Source organism: Gardnerella sp. DNF00550 (assembly GCF_049262685.1).
Classification (GTDB): domain Bacteria; phylum Actinomycetota; class Actinomycetes; order Actinomycetales; family Bifidobacteriaceae; genus Bifidobacterium; species Bifidobacterium leopoldii.
The window spans coordinates 1,124,771-1,148,163 of sequence record NZ_CP058397.1 but is presented as its reverse complement, the minus strand read 5'-3'; the positions used below and the strand labels follow the sequence as shown (position 1 = coordinate 1,148,163).

Genomic DNA, 23,393 nt, shown 5'->3' with positions numbered 1-23,393 from the left:
TATAAGTTTATTGTTTAAATTTTCACAAATAATAAAGGAACACACGGTAAAACTACCGTGTAAGCAATGTTTTGTGTAATATTTACCTACATTATCTATATAAATTTTTTATTTAATTACATTTACAGGAATAAATAAAGAAAATTAAGTAGAAATTTTATATAGGTGAAGTCGCAACTGTTTCGCAAATTTATTAATTCGCTTCTGATTGCGGCATACCTTTATACCTATACCTCAACGAAAGTGCGTTTATTATGCAAATATGGAGAAAAAAGTCTGTTGAACAGACTATCGCTGAGACTATGGATGGTGAACGCCATCTTAAACGTACATTAAATGCTTGGGATTTGGCAGTTATGGGTGTTGCTGTCGCTGTTGGTGCCGGTATTTTCTCTGTCGGCGCTCAGGCTGCAGCATTCCATGCTGGTCCTGCTGTAATTATTAGCTTTATTATTGCAGGCATTGTATGCGGTTCTGCTGCAATGTGCTACGCAGAATTTGCTTCAATGATCCCAGTTGCTGGATCTGCTTATACGTTTACATATACTACAGTTGGTGAGCTTATTGCTTGGATTATTGGCTGGGATATGATCCTAGAAATGCTGATGGCTGGCTCAGTAATTGCAAAGTATTGGGGCGTTTATCTTAACGATTTAATGAAGCTTTTCGGTTTGAATATGACCACCAGTTTTAACGTAGGTGGTTTCACTATTGATGTTGCTCCAATTATAATCGTTGCATTCTTTACAACTATGCTTGTCCTTGGAACTAAGCTTTCTGCACGCTTTGACGGCGCTTTAACAATCTTGAAGATTGGTATCGTTCTGTTCGTGGTTGTTGTGGGCTTCTTCTACATTAAAGCTTCCAACTTTACGCCATTTGTGCCACCTGCAACTGACGCTGCAAGTGTAAAGGGAATAGAAGTCTCTGGGGTTATGGCACAGCCTTTGTGGCAGTGGGTAACAGGCATGCAGCCAGCTGTTTATGGCGTTCCAGGTATTCTTTCTGGTGCTGCACTCGTGTTCTTCGCGTTTATTGGTTTTGATGTTGTGGCAACCACAGCAGAAGAAACTAAGGATCCACACAAGAACATTCCACGAGGCATTGGTCTTGGATTGTTTATTGTTACTGTTCTTTACATCCTCGTCGCAGTTGTAACAACTGGTATGGTTTCCTATAAGGATTTGGCAAAGCAAGCCGCTCCTTCGCTTTCTACAAGCTTCGAACTTGTGGGTGCTACTTGGGCTGCAAAGATTATTTCCCTCGGTATTGTTATTGGTTTAACAACCGTTGTGATGGTGCTTTTGCTTGGTCTTACGCGCATTATCTTCGCTGTTAGCCGCGATGGTCTGCTCCCACGCAGCTTCTCTAAAGTGAGCAAGCGTGGTATTCCTGCAAGACTTCAGATTGTTGCTGGTATTGTTGTGGCAGTCGTTGCTTCCACTCTCGATATTGGCATTCTTTCCGACATGGTGAACATTGGTACGCTTTCTGCATTCCTGCTTGTTTCTGCTGGTGTGCCGATTATGCGTATGCGCAGACCAGATTTGCACCGTTCATTTAGCGTTCCTGGTAATCCATGGCTTCCGCTGTTTGCAGCACTTTCTACATTCTGGCTCATGCTTAACTTGTCTGTGCTTACGTGGATTCGTTTTGCAGTGTGGCTAGCAATTGGTTTTGCGGTGTACTTCGGTTACTCTTACCGCAATTCTTTGCTTGGCAGGCAGTTGCGTAAAGCTAAGCAGCTCGGTGTTCCGGTTGAAACTTTGTTTGCTCAAGATGCCGCTGCTGCAGCGAAGGTAGCTGAAGGAGAAACAGAGGAGCAGGCTCGTGCAGAAGTTCAAGCTGAGGCGTCTGCTGCGGCCTCGCAAAATAATCAAAATTAATAAATTATTTATTTAGCAAGAAGTCGGCATACGATTATATTCGCATGCCGACTTCTTGTGTTATAGACTTTTCAAAAATGTTCTATAATAGAAAAGTTGCATAAAAGCAGAAAGGAGGGCATTATGCCATATGTAATCGCAGAGCCTTGCGTTGATGTAAAAGATAAAGCGTGTGTAGATGAATGCCCTGTAGACTGCATTTATGAAGGTGATCGAACGCTTTATATTAACCCGAACGAGTGTGTGGATTGTGGAGCTTGCGAACCGGCTTGCCCAGTAGAAGCTATTTTTTATGAAGATGATTTGCCAGAAGGCTGGGAGTGGTATCGCGATGCTGCGGTTGATTATTTCGACAAGCTCGGAGATTTGGGAGGAGCTACAGATGCTGGAGCTTCCGGATGGGATGAAGCTCGCGTTGCAGCCTTGCCTCCGCGTTCAGATAAAGCAAGTAATTAATCATTTGAAAAAGTATTGTTTAATGTGGCGCGAGTTCATAATCCAATATGAGCTGCGTTGTTGCCGTATTTTTTGCGAACGGCATCTAAAGCGTGTTCTGCGTGACGCAATCTAGTATTTTTATTCATTGCGGACATGCTGTTTTGTGTAGGATTTTTAGATTCGCGAGTATTTTCCTCCAGAATATCGTTTAGAGAAGGCTGAAGTGAAACCTTATTTGTTGGCACAAGATTATTCGCTGTAACACCAGCTAAACGAACTGGGCTTAAAAGCTTTGTATTATTGCCTCCAAGAATGTAATTATGCACAATTGGATTAGCTTTAGAAAGCAAAACAACGACATGCTCGTAAAACTCGTGTGTTGAATCAGTTGCGTTTTGCAAAGTAGAAGATCTAGTAACATAATGCAAGTCGCCAAAGCGTAGTTTTAACGTTATAGTGCGTGCCATAAGTTTTCTGTTTCGCAACTGTTGAGTTACTTCGCTGCAGCATTGCTGTAGTAATTGTTTAACAGCATTCTCGTCCGTGGTATCTGTATCAAGAGTTCGCTCACTTCCAATGGATTTTTCAGGGGTATGTGCAGTCACAGTGCGCTCGTCTATGCCCCTAACTGATTGATATATCATTCTTGCTAAGATTTGCGAACCTGTTATGCGAGTAAGCGTTGCTTCGTCAACATTTTTAAGCGACGTAACAGTAGATAAGCCCCAATCCTCAAGCTTATGTATTAAAGATGAGCCAATTCCTGGTATTGCGCGCAATGGCATTATTGATACAAAATCTTCATTGCATTTTTGCGGAATAAGAAGCATTCCATTAGGTTTTGCATTAGTGGAAGCCATTTTTGCAATAAGTTTATTGTTAGCAATACCAACTGAACATGTAATATGATACTTTTCAAATACTTCTTTTCGTACCCAAGTTCCAATATTTACAGGCGATTTCCACTGTAATAAAGCCGATTTAACATTCATATAGCATTCGTCAACAGAAACTTTTTCAACTTGATTAGTAATATGCAAAAAAATATTTTCAAAAATACTTTTGGAAACGTTTGAATAATAAGGAATGTCAACTGGCAAGAAAACTCCTTGTGGACAAAGATTTCTAGCTTTAACAACGGGCATAGCGGAATTAACGCCGTAAGCGCGCGCTTCGTAGCTTGCTGCAGAAACAACAGCACGATTGCCTGTGCCAATAATAAGCGGCTTTCCTTTAAGCTCCGGATGTCTTGCAACTTCTAAAGAAGCATAAAATGCATCCATGTCGACGTGAAGTATGTTACAACCTGAGGTGTCGTGCCCCCAATCACGTTTCGCTGCTTGTACTCTCGGTGCTGTACTCATAAGTTTATAATAGAACAAACGTTCGATTTTATGGAAAAAATTTGTGGATTAAACTAATGTTTTTGTAGAAAAGCGTATGTCGGATCAATATTCATGTAGGGTTGTTGCTATGAAGCAATTTGTCGTCAATCTTTTACATCGCATGCCTGTGCTGCTTATTATCGTCATTGAGGCTTCAATGGTGTATACAGCAACCTCTGTTGCAAAAGTAGCTTTTAGCCAATTGGATCCTCTGTATGCAGTGTGGTATCGCGTAGGATTTATGACATTGTTGCTTTTGGCTTGGAGAAGACCATTTTCTCGCAGCAAACGTAGTCTTTTGCCAAAAACGCTACGAGAATGGGGGATTGTTGCAGCTGTTGGCGTGTCGTTAGTTGCTATGAACACTATGTTCTATGTTGCTATTAGTTGCATGGCTGTTGGCGTTGCGGTAACCATAGAATTCATAGGCCCCTTGCTTGTAGCTGTTATTACAGGTCATGAATGGCGAGAGCGTGTGGGAATTGTGATTGCTGTTTGTGGCATTATGCTGTTAGCTAGCGCTTCTATACATAGTTCAGTAAGCCCACATTTTCTAATTGGGTTATTCGCCATTCTTGTTGGCGGTTCAATGTGGGGTCTATATATTGTTTCAGGTCGCATGTTGGCAAAAAGTTCACACGCTATTGATCGTGTAAGTGTTGCAGCTCTTATTGGTTGGCTGCTGCAGTCTGTTGTTCTTGCTGTCCCTGCAGTGCAGCATGTTATTTCGCCTAAACCAGAAGCTACTTGGGCTGCTCGCCCTGGTGGTTCTTTTGCTTTACTTGCGTTAATGTTGGTTATTGCAATATGCGCTTCTTTCTTCCCAACTTTGCTTGATCAGGTTTTATTGAAACGTGTTACTTCTGCAAAATACTCTGTTATGCAAGCGTTGTATCCTGCGATCGCGGTTATTATTGGAATGGGATTTGGTGAAATTCCAACATTGACTGATATTGCAGGAATAATTCTTGTTATGTTTGCTGTAGTTGTAACGTTTTCTGGAGATCATAATCCTGTGTAGCACTGGATATTGTTATATTAATGTTATCTTAAAGTGTGTCGCCAAGCTTGTTTACAGTCCTTAAGAGGTGCTATAGTGTCAATCTGTTGCTGTTATGTACAGTAAACAAGTGGAGTCATGCCTGAGTGGCCGATAGGGGCACCCTGCTAAGGTGTTAGTCGTGTAAGCGGCTCGAGAGTTCGAATCTCTCTGACTCCGCGGATTACTCCGGATTGCTTTTCGCGGTCCGGAGTTTTTGTTTTTTATCGATTGCGTATAGAAAACGTGCAGTATGCAATTAAAATACGCTTATTTTACACTTTGGAAATAAAAATAATATATCAAAAGAAAAAAATTGTGGATTTGTGGATAGCTCCGTAACCTTACTCAAGCTTTTAACCACAATAGTAAAAAAATATTTACTCATACTTTCTTTAAGCTCATAGTTGACTCATGAATGCTTATTAAAAGTGTTCAAAATAATATTTAAAGGGTTGGGCTAAAGGAGATTTTTATGAAAAAGTATGGAGGGAAGCATAATAGTGCTCGTAGCGATAACAATATGCGCGCTAGTATGAAACGTAAAACTATTCGTAGTCTGTCAGCATTTTTTGCTTCTATTTTTGTAATTCCTGCTATATTCTGCACGCAGTCAGCTTTAGGTTATTATGATGAACCTGGTGTATTTTATAAGGTTTCAGACAAAATAGAATGGCTTAAAGATCATACTCTTCGCACAAAGCTTGGTCCTACACCAAGTTATTGGGGCAAGAAACATATATCTTATTGTATTGAATCAAGTGTAGATTTTGGTCGCTCATCAGGTGATTGGAAGCAAGAACTCGACAAAGATTATCGCATTGCTGCAGAAATGATAAAAACTTCTAGTAATAATGACGATTTGCTTACTCAAACATCTATAGCTTTCGCAATGCACGATCATTTTGATCTTAAAAAAGATGAGTGGAAAAGAGCTGTAGATAATGGTTTTGAAAAAATCTCTACTGAGGATTTGAAAAAAACATCTAAGAAATTGTGGGAAGAAGCCGAAAATAATACTCCTATGAACTTAGAAGTTAATCAAGAGTATACTTCAGGAAAGCATGCTGGAGTTGTGCATGTAAGGGTGAAAAATATCAAGGGCTATGCTCTTAAAGATGTTCCTATTAGGCTTGAATCTGAAGATGCTTTAGTTGAGTTTAATGATGGTAAACAATCTGTTGAATTAAAGTCAAAAGATGAAGTAGTGAATATTCCTTGGAGTTCTAAGAGGAATGGTACTGCCATCGTTAAAATTGGATTTTTAGCTCCTAAAGCTGAAAGATATTATTCACCTGAATATCAAGACGAGATACGTTCCATAAACGATGCTGAATATAGTGAAAAACTTGCTTTCGGAGTAAAAGACAGTTTCCAGCCGACTCTTACTTCAAAAGTTGCAAAACATGAGCTGCATGTGGGCGAGAAGGTTGATAGCACGGTAACCAGTGGAGTGTTGGCAAAAGATAGTTGGTTAAATGGAGTTACTTTGCGTGCCCAAGGATATTATTTCGTTGGATCTGCTAAAGATATTTTGCAAATTAGGCAACGTAACAATGGCGAATCTGCAGTTCAATACCTGAAACGTATTAGAGCTTTGCCAGATTTGCGACAGGTTGCTGCAGCAAAAGCTGACTTTTCTAAAGCTAACGAAAGTGTGAATGCTAAGGCTAAACGCGCAAATGGCGATATTAGTGCATCAGATTTGAAGGAAGCTGAAGATTACAAAGTCGCTGATAATGAAGCTGGTCTTTTTGGCACATGGGTTTGGATTATTTCTCGTGATGCGCAGAAAAAAGAAGATGCAGATAAATTAGATGATGAAGTTGTGAAAGTATTTGGTTCTGCAGATTCTACTTCTGTATACCAAGCAACTATAAGTTCTGATGTTGTTACAAAGCAGAAAATTGTTGGTATTGGCACAGAAATTGTTAGTGAAATCACTGTAAGAGGTCTTCCGGAAACATATGGATCGTTTAAAGGTAATGAAACATATGGTTTTAATGCCGACAAGAAGGCACACATTCGCGTTTGGTGGGCTGGAGAAGGCAGTGAAAAAAGCACTAAAAAAGATAATGAAAAATATATGCCGGGATCTAAAGGTGAAGCAGCCGAGCAAGAGCCAAAAGAAGATGCGCATCATCATTTAATTGGTAATTGGGAGGTTCCAGCAGTAAATGGAGTTTATAAGGTTGGTAATGGAAGCATTACAATGCGCCCTATTGCTGGAGTCAATAAATCTTCTTCGGATCCGAAAGTTTTGAAAGATAATGTGCATATTCGCGCTAACAAAAATAGTGAGTCAGGATGGTATGTGTTTGTTTATGATTTTCCTGGTTCTTCGCGCGCTTTAGCTCATAAATCTGCGTATAACGGATTGTGGAGTCGTGCCTTAGTTGAACCGAATGTTTTAACTACTCCTGTATCTGTTACAACTAGAGTAAGCGATGAAAAGGTTAAGGCTGGTGAAAAGTTCCACGATAATGCTCGTATTACTGGCACGTTGCCAAAAGGCAGTTACGTAGTGTTTAGTGCATACGAGTATGAAGATGGTAAGGAAAATAAGAGCGATTGTGACGGAGCTAAATGTAACGATGCTAAGAATGGCGACGCTAAGAATAGTGAAACTAAAAATAGCGGTACAAAAAACAGTAATTCTGAAACTAAGGAAACTAAGGAAGCTAAAGAAACTAAAGAAACTAAGGAAACTGCAATATCTGTTGAAATTGAGAAAAAAATGCCTCAATCTCGCGTAAATATTACAGATAAGCAGGCTGAAGAAAGTAAGAAGTCTTCTATTTCTGTAAGTTCTGCAGATATTACATTAGATCATGAAGGAACTATTTATTGGAAAGCTGAAGTTTACGATGCTCAGGGTAATCCTTTAGCAACTCATGTATTGGGTGTAGAAGGAGAGACTGTGCAAGTTTCCGGCGGCGAGGATCGTTCTAAGAATGATAAGAATGATGGAAATGATGAGCATGATGCAAATGATGAGAAAAATGAAGAAACTTTGAGTAATGAAACTGATGGAAAAAATAGTAATGAAAATAAGGAGAATGGTAAAGAAAGCAAAGAAAAAGTAGAAGAAAATCATAGTAAAACTGGTAGTGATGAAACGGTTAACAGTGATGATTTAACTGATTCAAAAAATGATGGGAACGATCATACTTCCAATCAACATGTCGGTACGAATAGCAACGAAAATGCTAGTAAGAATTATGTTAATCAAAGTAATACAATTCCAACATCGCTTGCTGTTACTGGCGCTTCTTCGGTAACTGTGATACTTCTTGCTGTTATTATGTTAACCTTTGCTTCAGGTTTATCGTTAGGTCGTTTTTCAGCTATAGTTCCTAAACATGGGAGAATGTCTACTGGGGCACGGCATAGCGAAATTCCTCCAATGAGGCGTAGATTAGTGCAATAATATGTTTTGATATAGAATATTTGACGCGTTAGTCTATTGAGATCTTTTTGAAGTAGATTAACGCGTCATTTTGCAATAAATAATACGATGATGCATAATATAGATACAACGATTTATTGTATTAATTTGTATATGATGTTATAACCTTTGTGTGGTTATGTAATTGATAAATCGGAGTAATGATGAAAAGTTATGATATTGATAAAGAAAAACTGATAGTACGCATGCATCGAGTACAAGGTCAGCTTGCAGCAGTCAATACTATGATTGAAAACGATGCGAAGTGTCAAGATGTTCTTATGCAGCTTTCCGCTGCAACTGCTGCTTTACATTCTTTAGCAGTGATAGTGGCAAGGGAACATGTCAATAAAGAAATACATGAATCTGTAAAAATTGGTACCGAAGGAGGTGCCGATGCAGCAATGGAAGATATTTCTGGTATCATTGACAGGTTATTGCGTTACGAAAAAGCGTAGTATTGGTAGTATCTAGTGATTAATTCGCATAATATTCTGCACACTGTTCGTCAATTGCAATCGCAGCCTTTCGAGGCTTCTTTCGTAGAGAAAAAATCAGAGTTTATTGGATGTATTTGTCATATTGACAATCTTGACGATGCTGTGGAATTTATGCAATCAGTGCGTTTTAAGAATCCTAAAGCTCGTCATGTTGCTTATGCTGCAATTTGTGGCTCATCGAAAGCTCAATTGTGTGAGCGCATGAGTGACGATGGTGAGCCAACTGGGACAGCAGGAAAACCAATATTAGATGTACTTAGATCGTCAAATTTAACAGATTGTGTAGTAACAGTAACGCGATATTTTGGCGGTATTTTGCTTGGAGCTGGTGGTTTAACCAGAGCTTATGCGCGTGCGGCAAGTATGGCAGTAGAATCTGCGCAAATAGTTGATATTATTACGTGCACTCGTTTTACTTGCAAGTTGCAATATCAACAATTGCGAATGTTGCAGCATATTGTAAGCCAAATGGAAGGCATAATTGACAACGAAATTTATGGTGCTGAAATTTCTCTTAATATTGCTATTCCAACTTTAAAATCACAAGAATTTCTTGATATGGTTCAGAATGCTTTTTCTGGAAGCGTTGTGCCGGAAGCAGATGGTACTCTAAGTAATAAGCTGATAGATACTAAGCGTTAAAGGTGATTTCATGGAAAAGACTAATGAAAAAACAAACACTACTGACGATTCATCTTATGAACCTTTAACTGCTGTATATGAGCATTTACGACATAGCGAAGATTCAGCTGAGCTTCATGAATTTGCTAGGAGAGAATTACCGGATCGATCAGATCAAGCGGCATTTTCTAGAGCCACTTCCTTGCTTGAAGCAGTTGCAGGTAATATCAATACTCCAGAAGAAGACCGTATTTATTTAGCTACAGAAATGCCTTTTCCAAACATATTAGTGAAACTTTCTGAAGATTCTGCTGATAAAGTGCGTTTGGCTGTTGCTGAAAATAAAAATGCTAAAAATTGGTTAGTTGGAAGACTTACTAAAGATTCATGTAACGCAGTTCGAAATGCTGCATTATGCAATCCAAAAGCTTCTTGGAAAATGCGTTTAGAGGGTGCGCAATCGGATGGCATAAGTGCTGAAACATTGAAATATTTGGCCTCCCTTGGTGTTAGTGCAGAAGAAAACGCTCCAACTGTATTAGCTTCCATGGTACGAAGAGCTGTTGCGTTAAATCCTGGTGTTCCACAAAATGTGCTGCAAGAATTATGTAACGATAAATCTGAAGATGTATCATCAGCGGCGCGCAGTCGTTGCTAACGCGAATAATGGAGCGTATGGATAATACAACAGATGAAGAAGTAGCAATGAAGCCATTACACCGTCTTGCTGAATTAATGGGCGTTGGCGTGAGTTTTATTGGTTCAGATAATCAAAAACACGAGATTCAAGATAACGTATTAGTTTCGGTTTTAGGCGCATTAGGCGTGGACGCTTCGACCAATGAGGCAATAGAAAAATCTACAAACGACGTTTTAGCGTATCGACATGGACGCATTATTGCGCCAACTATTTTGCACACTGTTGGCAAATGTGATGAAGTTACAGTTAATACGGGAATATTAGAATACCCAGTTGCAACATTGACATTGGAAAATGGTGAACAATATAAAGGCGATTTAACTATTGTTCCTAACGAAAATGATGTTGCATACCCTGTAAATGGAAAATTTGTTGCAACATCTCTTATAAAAATTCCTGAAGATGTGCCAATGGGTTATCACACATTGCGTGTGACGGTTGGTGAGCGTCAAGAAGAGGCAACACTTATTAGTGCTCCAGAAAGCATTGATACGCTTAATTCCTTGGAACCAAATGGAGAACAGCTTTGGGGATGGATGGCGCAACTTTACTCAATCCGTTCTTCAAAGTCCTGGGGCGTTGGTGATTTTGCTGATTTGGCGACTCTTCTTACTGAAGCTAAGCAAAAAACTGGTGCTGACTTTGTGCTAATAAACCCAATGCATGCAGGTGAGCCTATAACTCCGCTTACTCCATCTCCATACCTGCCGGTTGCTCGAGGAATGGTAAATGTAACGTATATTCGCCCAGAAAGTATTCCTGAGTACGAAACGTTAAACGATAAAACTCGCAAAGAAATTGAAAAGCTTCATGGACAGGTTGAGCCGCTTAACAATGACGCGCAAATAATAGACCGTGATTCCATGTGGCGTGTAAAAATGCGTGCATTGTGGCTGATTTTCAAGGCTGGTATGTCTGAAACTCGCGCTCGCGTTTTTAATGAGTTTAAGCAGGAGATGGGTGACAGGCTTGAATCTTATGCTACTTGGTGCTTGTGCTATGACAAGTGGGGTGCTCCAAAGGGTGACGATTGCTGGGAGAGGACTCTTACTAAGGATTCTGATCAAGTTCGCGAATTAGCTAATCGTTTCCCAGATACTCTTGAGTTTTATCGTTGGCTTGAGTGGGTTGCTTTTACGCAATTGCATGATGCTCAAGTTGCTGCTCGTAACGCTGGTATGAAAATCGGCATTATGTCTGATATGGCTGTTGGCGTGCATCCTGCAGGATCTGAAGTTTGGTGGAATCCAGAGCGATTTGCTAACGGAGCTACTGTTGGTGCTCCGCCTGATTACTTCAATCAGCAAGGTCAAGATTGGTCTCAGCCACCTTTGCATCCATTTGAGCTTGAGCGTACTGGTTTTAAAACATACCGAGATATGGTTCATGGAATGTTTGCTTCAGCAGGCGCTGTTCGCATCGACCATATTCTTGGACTTTTCCGCTTATGGTGGATTCCAGAAGGTTCAGCTCCAAGTGGCGGTGCTTATGTTTACTACGATGCTGATATTATGCTTGGCATTTTGGCAATTGAAGCCGCTCGCGCTCACGGTGTAGTTGTTGGCGAAGATTTGGGTGTTTTGCCTGCAAATGCTTTGGAAGTGTTGCGCAAGAAGGCTGTGCTTGGTTGCACGGTTGAATGGTTCGAAGAGCGTGACGGCGAATTCCGCACTCCAGACAAGTGGCGCGAAATGACGCTTGCATCTGTAAATACGCATGATTTGCCTCCTGCTGCCGGCTATTTGCGCTATGAACAGGTTAATATTCGTGAGCGTTTGCACTTGCTTACTGGTTCTGTTGAAGAATTCCGCGCTGGCGCTGAGGCAGAGCATCGCGCTATGATGCGAATGTTGGTCAAAGGTGGTTATTTGGATGCTCAGTTGCTTGAAGATGAGGATGCTCATACTCAGGAGATTATTGAGGCATTGTATCGCGCTTTGAAGGATGCTCCTTCGCGTTTGCTTGCTGCTTCTTTGGTTGATGCAGTTGGAGAGTATCGTACGCAAAATCAGCCTGGAACGAATGACGAGTATCCAAATTGGCGTATTCCGTTAGCTGATGGTGAAGGCAATCCTGTGTCTTTGGACAATATGTTTGATTTGCCTAGAGTGCGGTCGCTTTCAGCAATTATGAACGCGTGACGTTTTGCGATTCGTTTTGCGATTCGTTTTGCGATTCGTTTTGCGATTCGTTTTGCGATTCGTCGCAGCCTTATATAAAATATACATTTGCAAGTAGTCGCCACTTGGCGATATACTTGCAGATTGTTGTGTTTCCCTAAGGGGTCCTTCAAAGCGCTTTTCCCACTCGCCATCGAGGACTTTCAGGGAGCCCACGGATTATGAGTAAAATATTTTCTATAAACCAAGAAAATATACGCTCGAAACACAATAGAGAAAAGGTACGATTGTGAAGACTTTCACACCGAAACCAGCAGATTTAACTCATGACTGGTACATCATCGATGCCACTGACGTGGTACTTGGTCGTTTGGCCTCTCAGGTAGCAATCTTGCTGCGTGGTAAGAATAAGCCAACGTTTGCTCCTCATGCTGATTCTGGCAATCACGTTATTATTATTAACGCTGAAAAGATTGCTTTGACTGGCAATAAGTTGAGCAAGGAACTGTATTCCCACTCTGGTCGTCCAGGCGGCCTTCGTCGTGATAGCTATGCAGAGCTTTTGGAGAGGAATCCAAAGCGTATTATCATGACTGCCGTTAAGGGCATGCTTCCAAAGAATCGTCTTGCTAAGGTGCAGCTTGACCGTCTTCGTGTGTTCACCGGCGCTGAGCATCCGCACACTTCGCAGAAGCCACAGGTCTTCGAGATCGCTCAGGTCTCTCAGCAGGCTAAGTGAGATCAAGGAGAATAGATATGGCAGAAAATAACAACTCCGCGGTTCTTGAGAACGAAGAAGAACTGACTAGTTACACCACTGAAACCAATGCTGGTGCAGGCACTGGTACTTCCGCCATCGAGCCAGGCTATGGCACTGGTCGTCGTAAGGAAGCTGTTGCTCGCGTGCGCTTGGTTCCTGGCTCCGGCAAGTGGACTATCAATGGTCGCACTTTGGAGGAGTACTTCCCATCTCGTTTGTTGCAGCGCGAAGTGAATTCACCAATCGTGTTGCTCAAGCTTGAAGGCAAGTTTGATGTTGTAGTCCTCGTTGACGGTGGTGGTACCACTGGTCAAGCTGGTGCTATTCGTTTGGGTGTTGCTCGTGCATTGAATGCTATCGATCGCGATGCAAACCGTGTTGCTTTGAAGAAGGCTGGCTTCTTGACCCGCGACGCTCGCGTTGTGGAACGCAAGAAGGCTGGTTTGCACAAGGCACGTCGTGCACCTCAGTTCTCGAAGCGTTAAGTTTCGCGAATTTATATTTGCAAATGGCTCCTGGTTTTGCTGGGAGCCATTTTTTGTATTTTTTATTATTTATTAAATTAAATTAAATTTGTTGAGTAAATGTTATAAATAGTGTGCAACTAGCCGTTAAAATTGACATTCTAGAAAAATTTATCTATTAATCGAACATAAATTATTACAAATAAGAACAAATAACGAACAATAGAGGATAAAGCTCGCTCATAAATAGCGCAACTCGCTTCAAAGATGCGAAAGTACAGCAAAGAGGCTAAATTGTGACTTGTATCACATATTTAGCGGTGAATACTAAATTAGTCTGCTCATAAGTCTATTGGTACCGCTGGTGGAACTATCGAGGAGGATACTCATGGTTGAGGCACAACACCAAGCCGAGACTGGCAAAACTGCTAGTGCTGATGACGTTGCGTTAGCTGCTCAAAATGAAGTTGATCAACTTGTTGAAAAAGCAACTGTCGCTTTGAATGAGTTTGAGAAGCTTAATCAGCAGCAAATCGATCATATTGTTGCTAAAGCTTCAGTGGCAGCGTTGAATAAACATTTGGTTCTTGCAAAGATGGCTGTCGATGAAACAGGTCGTGGCCTAGTAGAAGACAAAGCTACAAAAAATATCTTTGCATGCGAACATATTACGCATTATCTAGCAGGTCAAAAAACAGTTGGTATTATTCGCGAGGACGATGTTCTCGGAATTGACGAAATAGCTGAACCGGTTGGTATTGTTGCAGGCGTAACTCCAGTTACTAACCCAACTTCTACAGCTATTTTTAAGTCGCTTATTGCACTTAAGACTCGTTGTCCAATTATTTTTGGATTCCATCCTTTTGCGCAAAAGTGCTCTTCTGAAGCAGCTCGAATTGTTCGCGATGCTGCTGTGGCTGCTGGTGCGCCAAAAGATTGCATTCAGTGGATTGAACATCCTTCAATTGAAGCTACCGGTGCATTGATGAAACATCCAAAGATCGCAACTATTCTTGCAACAGGCGGTCCTGGAATGGTTAAGGCAGCATATTCTTCAGGAAAACCTGCTCTTGGTGTGGGTGCAGGAAATGCTCCTGCATATGTCGATAGTGACGTTGATATTGTGCGCGCTGCAAACGATTTGATTCTTTCAAAGCATTTTGATTACGGAATGATTTGTGCAACAGAGCAAGCAATTATTGCGCATAAGGATGTGTATGAGCCATTACTTCGCGAATTGAAGCGCAGGAAAGCATATTTTGTTAATGCTGACGAAAAAGCTAAGCTTGAACAATATATGTTTGGATGCACTGCATATTCTGGAAATACACCAAAACTTAATTCCGTTGTTCCTGGTAAGTCTCCGCAATATATTGCGCACGAAGCTGGATTTGAAATTCCAGATGATGCTGTGATTTTGGTTGCAGAGTGCAAAGAAGTTGGCGAAATGGAGCCGCTTACTATGGAAAAGCTCGCTCCTGTACACGCAATGCTTCGCGCAGAAAATAAGGAACAAGGCTTCAAGATGTGCGAGCAGATGCTTGTACATGGAGCTGGTCACACTGCTGTAATTCACACAAATAATCAAGATCTTGTGCGCGAATATGGTGTCCGCATGCATGCTTGCAGAATTGTTTGGAATTCTCCTGGATCTCTTGGTGGTGTTGGAGACATTTACAACGCGATTGCTCCTTCGCTTACTCTTGGATGCGGATCTTATGGTGGAAATTCCGTTTCTGGCAACGTACAAGCTATAAATCTTCTTAATATTAAGCGTATTGCACGAAGGAATAATAATATGCAATGGTTCAAGATTCCGGCTAAAACTTATTTTGAGCCGAATGCTATTCGTTATTTGAGGGATATGTACGGCGTTGAGCGCGCAGTTATTGTGTGCGATAAGGTTATGGAGCAACTTGGCGTAGTCGATAAGATTGTTGATCAGCTTCGTGCTCGAGATAATCGCGTTAGCTTCCGTATTATTGATTACGTTGAGCCTGAGCCAAGCGTTGAAACAGTTGAGCGTGGTGCAGCAATGATGCGTGACGAATTCCAGCCAGACACAATTATTGCTGTTGGTGGTGGTTCGCCAATGGATGCTTCTAAGATTATGTGGCTTATGTATGAGCATCCGGAGATTTCTTTCGCTGATTTGCGAGAAAAGTTCTTCGATATTCGTAAGCGCGCATTTAAGATTCCGCCTCTTGGCAGCAAAGCTAAACTTGTTTGCATACCAACTTCTTCCGGAACTGGTTCTGAAGTTACGCCTTACGCTGTTATTACAGATCACAAGACTGGATACAAGTATCCTATTACGGACTACGCTTTGACTCCAACGGTCGCAATAGTCGATCCTGTTTTGGCTCGTACGCAGCCGCGTCGATTGGCATGTGATTCTGGTTTTGATGCCTTAACTCATGCTATGGAAGCTTATGTTTCTGTTTACGCAAATGATTTTACGGATGCTATGGCTTTGCATGCTTCGAAACTTATTTGGGAAAATCTCAACGATTCTGTGAATTGCGAAGATTCTCAGCGTAAGGTTGAAGCGCAAGAAAAAATGCATAATGCAGCTACTATGGCTGGAATGGCGTTTGGTTCTGCATTCTTAGGAATGTGCCACGCTATGGCTCATACTATTGGTGCTTTGTGCCACGTTGTACACGGTCATACAAACGCAATTTTGCTGCCTTACGTTATTCGCTATAACGGTCAAATTCCGCAAGAGCCAACTAGCTGGCCAAAGTACAACCGCTATATTGCTCTTGAGAGATATCAGGAGATCGCTAAGAATCTCGGTGTAGATCCTGGTAAAACCCCTGAAGAAGGTGTTGAAAATCTTGCTCGTGCTGTTGAAGAGTATCGAAATGAAAAACTTGGAATGGACGCTTCGTTTAAGGCTTGTGGCGTAGACGAAGAGTACTACTGGTCGATACTTGACAATATTGGCATGCGTGCTTACGAAGATCAGTGTGCGCCTGCAAATCCTCGTATTCCGCAAATTGAGGATATGAAGGATATTGCTATTGCTGCATATTATGGTGTTTCTCAAGAAGAAGGCCATCGCATGCGTTTGGAGCGTGAAGCGGCGTAATTATTTGCGTATTTAGTTAATAATGGCAGAAGCTCAACTAATTGTAGTTTCTGCCATTTTTTGTTGGAAAATAGCCGACACGCCCGGTTTTTAATAATCGAAGGTTGATGGTTTAATTACTTAGTTGCCTGTTTTAAGGCTCGCATATTGTAATTAAAAAAAGCGAGCGCGGAAGCAAAAACTTTGAATCGAAATCTTTTTGTATGAATAGGTTTTTGATGCCGCGCACTGATGTGGAATTACCCTAGGGGTTTATTCTCGCCGGTGCCCTTGAATTCAGGTTGGTAAACAGTAAACGAATCGCTAGAAAGGGCGGACGGCAATGGCGGGACAGAAAATCCGCATCAGGCTTAAGTCCTATGACCATGAGGTCATCGACCAATCGGCGAAGAAAATCGTCGAGACGGTGACGAACGCGGGCGCCACAGTAGTGGGTCCGGTTCCTCTGCCGACCGAGAAGAACGTGTTTGTTGTTATCCGTTCTCCTCATAAATACAAGGATTCTCGCGAGCATTTCGAGATGCGCACTCATAAGCGCCTCATTGACATCGTAGATCCAACGCCAAAGGCTGTGGATTCTTTGATGCACATTGACCTGCCTGCGGATGTAAACATCGAGATCAAGCTGTAGGAAGGGGGAGAAAGTAATGTCGCAGAATAAGAATCGCACTGCATTGCTCGGCCGCAAGCTGGGTATGTCGCAGGTTTGGGATGAAAACGGCTTCTTCGTCCCCGTAACTCTGGTTGAAGTTGCTACTAACGTAGTTACCGCTGTAAAGACTGTAGAGTCTGACGGCTATTGCGCAGTACAGCTCGGTTATGGCCAGATTGATCCTACCAAGGTGACTAAGCCATTGGCTGGTCATTTTGCAAAGGCTGGTGTAACTCCTCGTCGTCACCTCGCTGAGGTGCGCACCGAGAACGCAGCAGATTATCAGCCAGGTCAGGAATTGACTGCTGAATTGTTCGCTGAGGGTTCTGAAGTAGATGTCACTGGCACTACCAAGGGTAAGGGCTTTGCTGGCACTATCAAGCGTTGGGGCTTCAAGTCCTATCGCCGTACTCACGGCTCGCACAAGAACGAACGTCGCCCAGGTTCTGTGGGCGCTTGCGCAACTCCAAGCCGCATTTTGAAGGGCAAGCGTATGGCTGGTCGCATGGGTCATGTGACTTCCACCGCGCTTAACCTCACAATCGTTTCTTCGGATGTCGAGAACGGCATTCTCGCTATTAAGGGCGCTGTTCCAGGTCCTAAGGGCGCAATCGTTCTCGTCCGTTCGGCAGTGAAGGGAGCCTGATAATTATGGCAAACGTAACTCTGAACGTCACTGATACTAAGGGCAATGCAAGCGGAACCGTTGAAGCTCCTGCTGAAATTTTCGGCATCTCCAACGAAGACGTTTTAGCTCACGGTCCACTGGTTCATCAGGTCGTAATCGCTCAGCTTGCTGCTGCTCGTCAGGGCACCCATGCTGTGAAGAATCGTGCTAATGTTTCCGGCGGCGGTAAGAAGCCATGGAAGCAGAAGGGCACCGGTCGTGCTCGCCAGGGTTCCATTCGTGCTCCTCAGTGGGTACATGGTGGCGTTGTTCACGGTCCAGTTCCTCGTAAGTACGATCAGCGCACCCCGAAGAAGATGAAGGCAGCTGCTCTTCGCTACGTTCTTTCGGATCGTGCAAATGCTGGACGTATTGCTGTAGTTGACTTTGGTATTAAGGATGTTCCATCCACCAAGACAGCTGTTGCAGCACTTACTCCTGTGACCAATAACCAATTCACTACTGTTGTTCTTTCTCGTGAGAACATCAATGAGTGGATGTCTGTACGCAACATTCCAACTGTTCACGTGATCTTCGCTGATCAGCTCAACACTTACGATGTTGTTACAGCTCAGTACGTCGTCTTCTCCAAGGAAGGCTTCGAAGCCTTCGTTGCTGCTAAGACCGAGCCTGTCGTTAAGGAGGCCTGATTTAAATGGTCGCAGTCCATAACCCAGCACATGACGTAATTCTTAAGCCAGTTGTTTCTGAAAAAAGTTACGCAGCTTCTGATCGTGGTCAGTACACTTTCGTAGTGGCTCCAGATGCTAACAAGGTTCAGATCAAGCAGGCTATCGAAGAAATCTTCAAGGTCAAGGTGACAAACGTTAACACTTTGAACCGCGCTGGCAAGTTGAAGCGCTCTCGCACCGGTTTCGGCCGTCGTGTGAACCAGAAGCGTGCTATTGTCACCGTGGCTGAAGGTCAAACGATTGACATCTTTGGTAACTGAAGGCTAGCCGAGAAAAGTAAAGGAATACTATATTATGGCTATCCGCGTTTATAAGCCGACGACTGCAGGCCGTCGTAACGCTTCGGTTTCGGATTTTGCCGAGATCACGCGTTCTACGCCTGAAAAGTCGCTGGTACGCAAACTCAGCAAGACTGGTGGTCGTAACTCTTACGGCCGCATGACTTCTCGCCATCGCGGCGGCGGTCACAAGCGTCAGTATCGTCTCATCGACTTCAAGCGTTGGGACAAGGATGGCGTGCCAGCAAAGGTCGCTCATATTGAGTATGACCCTAATCGTTCCGCTCGCATCGCTTTGTTGCATTACGCAGACGGTGAGAAGCGTTACATTATCGCTCCTGAAGGCGTTGCCCAGGGTGATGTTATTGAGACCGGCGCTCAGGCTGATATTAAGCCAGGCAACAACCTGCCTCTGAAGAATATCCCAACCGGTACCGTGGTTCACGCAATTGAACTTCGTCCACTTGGTGGTGCGAAGATTGCTCGTTCCGCTGGTGCCGCTGTTCAGCTCGTCGCTAAGGATGGTGCTTATGCGCAGTTGCGTATGCCGTCTGGCGAAATTCGTAACGTGGACGCTCGTTGCCGCGCTACTGTTGGCGAAGTAGGTAACTCCGATCACGCCAATATCGAGCTTGGTAAGGCAGGTCGCGCACGTTGGCTTGGTCGTAGACCAATCACCCGAGGCGAATCCATGAACCCTGTGGACCATCCACATGGTGGTCGCACCCGTGGTGGTAAGCCACCAGTTTCTCCATGGGGCAAGGGCGAGGTTCGTACACGTCGTCCAAAGAAGGCTTCGAACAAGATGATTGTTCGTCGTCGCCCGAATGGTAAGAACCGCAAGTAAGGGAGTGTCGAATAGATGACTCGTAGCATCAAGAAGGGCCCTTTCGTCGACGCCCACTTGCAGAAGAAAGTCGACGAGCAAAACGACAAGGGTACGCACAATGTCATTAAGACTTGGTCGCGTCGTTCGATGATCACTCCTGATTTCATTGGACACACCTTTGCCGTACATGATGGCCGCAAGCATGTGCCGGTATTCGTTACCGAAGCCATGGTTGGTCATAAGCTCGGTGAGTTCGCCCCGACCAAGACCTTTAAGGGTCACGTGAAGGACGACAAAAAGGCACGCCGCTAAAGGAGAGTTAGGACACATGGAAGCTAAAGCAATCGCTCGTCACGTCCGCGTGACGCCGCGCAAGGCTCGCCGCATGGTCGACCTCATCCGAGGCAAGCGTGCAAGCGAAGCTATTACCATTTTGAAGTTTGCTCCTCAGGACGCATCATTGCCGGTGCGCAAGGTTCTTGAAAGCGCGATCGCTAACGCTCGCGTTAAGGCTGAAAAAGCCGGTGAACCATTCCGTGAGCAGGACTTGGTCATCAAGGAAACCTATGTGGACGAGGGTGTAACGCTTAAGCGTTTCCGTGCTCGTGCACAGGGTCGCGCTGCGCGCATTAACAAGCGCACAAGCCATATCACTGTTATCGTCTCGCTTAAGGAAGGAGCCCGCTAAAGATGGGTCAGAAGATCAATCCTTTCGGCTATCGCCTGGGCATCACCGAGAATCATCGCTCTAAGTGGTTCTCTGACTCCAACAAAGCTGGCGAGCGTTATCGTGACTTCGTCCTTGAGGATGACAAGATTCGCAAGGAAATGAGCCATGACCTCGAGCGTGCTGGCGTATCTCGTATCGTTATCGAGCGCACTCGTGATCGCGTTCGTGTAGATATTCACACTGCTCGTCCGGGTATTATCATCGGTCGTCGTGGCGCTGAAGCTGAGCGCGTTCGCGCAAAGCTCGAGAAGCTCACAGGCAAGCAAGTACAGCTCAACATCTTCGAAGTGAAGAATGCTGCACTTGACGCTCAGTTGGTTGCTCAGGGAATTGCGGAGCAGTTGACAAACCGTGTTACATTCCGTCGTGCTATGCGTAAGGCACAGCAAGATGCAATGCGTGCAGGTGCCAAGGGTATCCGTATCAAGCTCTCCGGTCGCCTTGGTGGCGCCGAAATGAGCCGCTCTGAGTTCTATCGCGAGGGTCGCGTTCCACTGCAGACTCTTCGTGCCTTGATTGATTACGGCTTCTTTGAAGCTAAGACCACATACGGCCGTATCGGCGTAAAGGTCTGGATCTACAAGGGTGATATGACCGAGCGTGAGTTCGAAGAGCAGCAGGCTCAGCAGGGTAAGCGTGAAGGTCGTCGTGGTGGCGATCGTCGTCCACGTCGTGGCGCACGTCCTGCTAACCAGCAGAAGGCTGCTGAAGCACAGGCTGAAAAGCCAGCTGAAGCTGCAGCTGCTGAAGCTCCTGCCGCAACGGAAACGAAGGAGTGAGCAGATGCTTATCCCAAAGAGGACTAAATATCGTAAGCAGCACCGTCCTACCCGTAGCGGCATGTCTAAGGGTGGCACCGAGATCGCTTTCGGCGATTTTGGTATTCAGGCGCTGGCTCCGGCTTACATCACTAACCGACAGATCGAGGCAGCTCGTATCGCAATGACTCGCTACATTAAGCGTGGCGGTCGTGTGTGGATTACGATCTTCCCAGATCGTCCATTAACCAAGCACCCGCTTGGTGCGCGAATGGGTTCCGGTAAGGGTGCTCCAGAATTCTGGATTGCCAACATCCACCCAGGACGCGTAATGTTCGAGATCGGTGGTGTTTCTGAGGACATCGCTCGCGAGGCTTTGCGCCGCGCTATCGATAAGCTCCCAATGAAATGCCGTGTTATTGCGCGTGAAGGCGGTGACATCTGATGCCAGTCGGAACTGCAGACTACACCATCAAGAATTTGAACGAGAAGACAAATGCTGAGATCGAAGGCTTCTTGAAGAAGTCTAAGGAAGAGCTATTTAACTTGCGCTTCCAGGCAGCAACTGGTCAACTCGAAAACAGCGCTCGCCTCAAGGCGGTCAAGCACGACATTGCCAGGATGTATACTATCCTGCGTGAGCGTGAACTCGGCATCAGCCAAGAGCCTGGCGCCACTGAGGTCAAGGAGAAGTAAGCATGGCTGAGAACCAAGAGCGCAACTTCCGCAAGGTTCGTCGCGGCTACGTCGTGTCCGAGGCCATGGACAAGACAATCGCCGTTGAGCTGGAGCAGCGTTCGACACACCCGCTTTACGGTAAAGTCGTTCGCTCCACCCGCAAGGTCAAAGCCCATGATGAACACAATGAGGCACATATTGGCGACCTCGTGAGTATTATGGAAACTCGGCCACTGAGCAAGACCAAGCGTTGGCGTCTCGACTCGATTATCGAGCGCGCCAAGTAAACAAGTTCGGCAAGGCTCCGCGCTTCACCTGTGTCTGCTACTGTGGTAGACACAGGTGAGTGGGGAGAACCAGCTCGGCTAAGGAGAATCAATGATTCAGCAGGAAACGCGGCTTCATGTCGCCGACAACACGGGTGCTAAGGAGTTACTTGCCATCCGCGTGCTCGGTGGATCGAAGCGACGCTATGCCGGCATCGGCGACATCATCGTCGCCTCCGTCAAGGACGCGATCCCTGGCGGGTCGGTCAAGAAAGGCGACGTAGTTAAGGCTGTCGTCGTCCGTACTGTCAAGGAACATCGCCGTGTCGATGGTTCCTATATTAAGTTCGATGAGAACGCCGCCGTAATTCTCGGCTCCGGTCGTGAACCAAAAGGCACTCGTATCTTCGGACCAGTCGGTCGTGAATTGCGCGATCAGCGCTTCATGAAGATTGTGTCCCTTGCTCCGGAGGTGATCTGATATGGTAGCCAAGATTAAGTCCGGCGACCAGGTGAAGGTCATTCGCGGCAAGGATCGCGGTAAGGAAGGCAAAGTAGTTCGTGTACTAGCCGATGACCGTTTGATCGTAGAAGGCGTTCAGGTCGTTAAGAAGCACGTTCGCGCCACCCAGCAGGGTCAGCAGGCGGGCATTGTTTCGGTTGAGGCTCCAATCCATCGCTCTAATGTGATGGTTATTGATCCAGAGACCAAGCAGCCTACACGCGTTGGCGTGATTGTTAAGCAAGAGGCTCGTGACGGCAAGGTTAAGACCGTGCGCGTGCGTGTCGCCAAGAAGTCCGGAAAGGAGCTGGCATGACCGATACTACAGTTGAGTTGCCGGCAACTCCGCGCTTAAAGCAACAATACAAGGATGAAATCGTACCAGCCTTGGAGAAAGAATTCGGCCACACTAATCCTATGCAGGTGGCTCGCGTGCAGAAGGTTGTCGTCTCTATGGGCGTCGGCGCTGCAGCTCGTGATTCTAAGCTCATCGAAGGTGCGATTAAGGATCTCACTTTGATTGCCGGCCAGAAGCCAAAGGTAACTAAGGCAAAGAAGTCTGTCGCTCAGTTCCATTTGCGCGAAGGTCAGGCTATCGGTGCTTACGTAACTCTTCGTGGCGATCGTATGTGGGAATTCTTGGATCGTTTGCTCACTCTGGCTTTGCCTCGTATCCGCGATTTCCGTGGTATCAATGGCAACCAGTTTGACGGTCAGGGTAATTACAACTTTGGTCTTACGGAACAGTCTATGTTCCATGAGATCGATCCTGACTCGATTGATCATCAGCGTGGTATGGACATCACCGTGGTGACTACCACCAAGGACGATGTGGAGGCCAAGTCTTTGCTTAAGCACCTCGGTTTCCCATTCAAGGAGAACTGAA

The 23,393-nt window shown here is 44.6% G+C and carries 26 protein-coding genes and 1 tRNA gene; 26 read left to right on the top strand and 1 reads right to left on the bottom strand.

Features of this window, described 5'->3' with window-relative positions; genetic code table 11:
• The first annotated feature begins 254 nt into the window (after nt 1-254).
• Together HXT29_RS04560 and fdxA are read left to right on the top strand one after the other, a co-directional pair.
• Entirely contained in the window at nt 255-1,886 is a 1,632-nt protein-coding gene (locus HXT29_RS04560) for an APC family permease (RefSeq protein ID WP_064340729.1), read from the top strand.
• Nucleotides 1,887-2,009: 123 nt separating this feature from the next.
• Complete coding sequence (fdxA, locus tag HXT29_RS04555; RefSeq protein WP_004105541.1) at nt 2,010-2,342, top strand: ferredoxin; 333 nt, start codon at nt 2,010-2,012, stop codon at nt 2,340-2,342.
• Between the two features lie 35 nt (nt 2,343-2,377).
• Here the strand turns inward: fdxA and dinB are convergent, their stop codons facing one another.
• Nucleotides 2,378-3,688: a DNA polymerase IV gene (gene dinB / locus HXT29_RS04550; protein WP_032835315.1), complete on the bottom strand. Its 1,311-nt coding sequence runs from the start codon at nt 3,686-3,688 to the stop codon at nt 2,378-2,380.
• A gap of 109 nt (nt 3,689-3,797) precedes the next feature.
• Here dinB and HXT29_RS04545 point away from each other — a divergent pair, with 109 nt between their 5' ends.
• From HXT29_RS04545 to rplE, 24 genes are all read left to right on the top strand, one after another.
• Complete coding sequence (locus tag HXT29_RS04545; protein WP_004105538.1) at nt 3,798-4,730, top strand: EamA family transporter; 933 nt, start codon at nt 3,798-3,800, stop codon at nt 4,728-4,730.
• Between the two features lie 111 nt (nt 4,731-4,841).
• Nucleotides 4,842-4,928, top strand: a tRNA-Ser gene (locus tag HXT29_RS04540).
• A gap of 295 nt (nt 4,929-5,223) precedes the next feature.
• Nucleotides 5,224-8,178 carry a peptidase gene (locus HXT29_RS04535; RefSeq protein WP_116971291.1) on the top strand — a complete coding sequence of 985 codons (2,955 nt, stop codon included), beginning with the start codon at nt 5,224-5,226 and terminating at the stop codon, nt 8,176-8,178.
• A gap of 182 nt (nt 8,179-8,360) precedes the next feature.
• Nucleotides 8,361-8,654, top strand: a complete 294-nt coding sequence (locus HXT29_RS04530; protein ID WP_004574096.1) for a metal-sensitive transcriptional regulator — start codon at nt 8,361-8,363, stop codon at nt 8,652-8,654.
• Between the two features lie 15 nt (nt 8,655-8,669).
• The gene (locus HXT29_RS04525; RefSeq protein ID WP_422118311.1) at nt 8,670-9,338 is read left to right on the top strand and encodes a YigZ family protein; all 669 of its coding nucleotides are present in this window, start codon (nt 8,670-8,672) and stop codon (nt 9,336-9,338) included.
• A 10-nt stretch (nt 9,339-9,348) separates the two neighbouring features.
• Nucleotides 9,349-9,975: a hypothetical protein gene (locus tag HXT29_RS04520; RefSeq protein ID WP_004105530.1), complete on the top strand. Its 627-nt coding sequence runs from the start codon at nt 9,349-9,351 to the stop codon at nt 9,973-9,975.
• 8 nt (nt 9,976-9,983) lie between these two features.
• A complete protein-coding gene (malQ, locus tag HXT29_RS04515) occupies nt 9,984-12,158 on the top strand; it encodes a 4-alpha-glucanotransferase (RefSeq protein WP_100209130.1) in 2,175 nt (724 codons plus the stop codon).
• A gap of 268 nt (nt 12,159-12,426) precedes the next feature.
• Nucleotides 12,427-12,876: a 50S ribosomal protein L13 gene (rplM, locus tag HXT29_RS04510; protein ID WP_004574093.1), complete on the top strand. Its 450-nt coding sequence runs from the start codon at nt 12,427-12,429 to the stop codon at nt 12,874-12,876.
• Between the two features lie 17 nt (nt 12,877-12,893).
• Nucleotides 12,894-13,382, top strand: a complete 489-nt coding sequence (gene rpsI / locus HXT29_RS04505) for a 30S ribosomal protein S9 (RefSeq protein WP_004105525.1) — start codon at nt 12,894-12,896, stop codon at nt 13,380-13,382.
• 367 nt (nt 13,383-13,749) lie between these two features.
• Nucleotides 13,750-16,455: a bifunctional acetaldehyde-CoA/alcohol dehydrogenase gene (gene adhE / locus HXT29_RS04500; RefSeq protein WP_004105523.1), complete on the top strand. Its 2,706-nt coding sequence runs from the start codon at nt 13,750-13,752 to the stop codon at nt 16,453-16,455.
• Between the two features lie 322 nt (nt 16,456-16,777).
• Nucleotides 16,778-17,086: a 30S ribosomal protein S10 gene (rpsJ, locus tag HXT29_RS04495; RefSeq protein WP_003808013.1), complete on the top strand. Its 309-nt coding sequence runs from the start codon at nt 16,778-16,780 to the stop codon at nt 17,084-17,086.
• Nucleotides 17,087-17,102: 16 nt separating this feature from the next.
• Nucleotides 17,103-17,753, top strand: a complete 651-nt coding sequence (rplC, locus tag HXT29_RS04490) for a 50S ribosomal protein L3 (protein WP_004105519.1) — start codon at nt 17,103-17,105, stop codon at nt 17,751-17,753.
• A 5-nt stretch (nt 17,754-17,758) separates the two neighbouring features.
• Nucleotides 17,759-18,424 carry a 50S ribosomal protein L4 gene (gene rplD / locus HXT29_RS04485; protein WP_004105517.1) on the top strand — a complete coding sequence of 222 codons (666 nt, stop codon included), beginning with the start codon at nt 17,759-17,761 and terminating at the stop codon, nt 18,422-18,424.
• A gap of 5 nt (nt 18,425-18,429) precedes the next feature.
• Nucleotides 18,430-18,726, top strand: coding sequence for a 50S ribosomal protein L23 (gene rplW / locus HXT29_RS04480; protein WP_004105515.1), 297 nt, complete (start codon nt 18,430-18,432; stop codon nt 18,724-18,726).
• A gap of 34 nt (nt 18,727-18,760) precedes the next feature.
• On the top strand, nt 18,761-19,591 hold the full coding sequence (gene rplB / locus HXT29_RS04475) for a 50S ribosomal protein L2 (protein ID WP_004574091.1): 831 nt from the start codon (nt 18,761-18,763) through the stop codon (nt 19,589-19,591).
• Nucleotides 19,592-19,606: 15 nt separating this feature from the next.
• The gene (gene rpsS, locus HXT29_RS04470; RefSeq protein WP_004114357.1) at nt 19,607-19,885 is read left to right on the top strand and encodes a 30S ribosomal protein S19; all 279 of its coding nucleotides are present in this window, start codon (nt 19,607-19,609) and stop codon (nt 19,883-19,885) included.
• Between the two features lie 16 nt (nt 19,886-19,901).
• On the top strand, nt 19,902-20,261 hold the full coding sequence (gene rplV, locus HXT29_RS04465) for a 50S ribosomal protein L22 (RefSeq protein ID WP_004105510.1): 360 nt from the start codon (nt 19,902-19,904) through the stop codon (nt 20,259-20,261).
• A gap of 2 nt (nt 20,262-20,263) precedes the next feature.
• Nucleotides 20,264-21,082 carry a 30S ribosomal protein S3 gene (rpsC, locus tag HXT29_RS04460; protein WP_004574090.1) on the top strand — a complete coding sequence of 273 codons (819 nt, stop codon included), beginning with the start codon at nt 20,264-20,266 and terminating at the stop codon, nt 21,080-21,082.
• Nucleotides 21,083-21,086: 4 nt separating this feature from the next.
• Entirely contained in the window at nt 21,087-21,506 is a 420-nt protein-coding gene (gene rplP / locus HXT29_RS04455; protein WP_004109684.1) for a 50S ribosomal protein L16, read from the top strand.
• The gene (gene rpmC, locus HXT29_RS04450) at nt 21,506-21,757 is read left to right on the top strand and encodes a 50S ribosomal protein L29 (RefSeq protein WP_004105502.1); all 252 of its coding nucleotides are present in this window, start codon (nt 21,506-21,508) and stop codon (nt 21,755-21,757) included. The genes rplP and rpmC overlap by 1 nt, the downstream gene beginning before the upstream one ends.
• Before the next feature lie 2 nt (nt 21,758-21,759).
• Complete coding sequence (gene rpsQ / locus HXT29_RS04445) at nt 21,760-22,026, top strand: 30S ribosomal protein S17 (protein ID WP_004114365.1); 267 nt, start codon at nt 21,760-21,762, stop codon at nt 22,024-22,026.
• A gap of 91 nt (nt 22,027-22,117) precedes the next feature.
• Nucleotides 22,118-22,486, top strand: a complete 369-nt coding sequence (rplN, locus tag HXT29_RS04440; protein ID WP_004574089.1) for a 50S ribosomal protein L14 — start codon at nt 22,118-22,120, stop codon at nt 22,484-22,486.
• Nucleotide 22,487: 1 nt separating this feature from the next.
• Nucleotides 22,488-22,823: a 50S ribosomal protein L24 gene (gene rplX, locus HXT29_RS04435; protein ID WP_004105501.1), complete on the top strand. Its 336-nt coding sequence runs from the start codon at nt 22,488-22,490 to the stop codon at nt 22,821-22,823.
• Nucleotides 22,820-23,392: a 50S ribosomal protein L5 gene (gene rplE / locus HXT29_RS04430; RefSeq protein WP_004109679.1), complete on the top strand. Its 573-nt coding sequence runs from the start codon at nt 22,820-22,822 to the stop codon at nt 23,390-23,392. The genes rplX and rplE overlap by 4 nt, the downstream gene beginning before the upstream one ends.
• The last annotated feature ends 1 nt before the right edge of the window (nt 23,393 follow it).